The following is a 572-nucleotide window of genomic DNA, read 5'->3' as shown; positions in this document are numbered from 1 at the left end:
GGATGACCACCAGGCTGCGGTACGACAGCGGCAGGACCCGGCAGAAGTACTCGGCGCAGGCGCAGGTCAGGCCCACGGCGGTGACCAGGCAGGCCAGCGCGATGAGCACGGCGAGGAAGGTGCTGCCCAGCGAGCCGAAGGTGTGCTGCACGTAGGCGTGCAGGACGGCTGCGCCGTTGCTGGCGCCGGCGGCGATGTCGTGGCTGCCCGCGCCCAGGCGGAACAGGCTGATGTACACCAGCGCCAGGCCGACGCCAGCGATCAGGCCGGCGATGATGGCGTAGCGGGTGATCAGCCGTGGCGATTGCACGCCCCGCGAGCGGATAGCGTTGACGATGACGATGCCGAAGACCAGCGCACCGAGGGTGTCCATGGTCAGGTAGCCGTTGACGAAGCCCTGGGAGAACGCCGCGGCCTCGTAGGCCGGTTCAGCCACGCCAATGGGGCCGGCCGGCAGCATGAAGGCGGCGATGCCCAGGGCGGCCAGCGCGATGATCTTCAGCGGCGCGAGGAAGCGGCCGACGGTATCGAGCAGCTTGCCCGGGTACAGCGAGATCACCAGGACGATCAGG

General features: G+C 69.4%; 1 protein-coding gene. It reads right to left on the bottom strand.

The features are described 5' to 3' along the window. The coding region (locus C167_RS0100235) for a branched-chain amino acid transport system II carrier protein (protein WP_017516285.1) at positions 1–572 on the bottom strand (572 nt) is incomplete at both ends.

It is taken from the genome of Pseudomonas nitroreducens TX1 (assembly GCF_000313755.1).
In the GTDB taxonomy this organism is placed as follows: domain Bacteria; phylum Pseudomonadota; class Gammaproteobacteria; order Pseudomonadales; family Pseudomonadaceae; genus Pseudomonas; species Pseudomonas nitroreducens_A.
The sequence above is the reverse complement of the archived record's forward strand: the minus strand, read 5'-3'. Positions and strand labels throughout refer to the sequence as shown.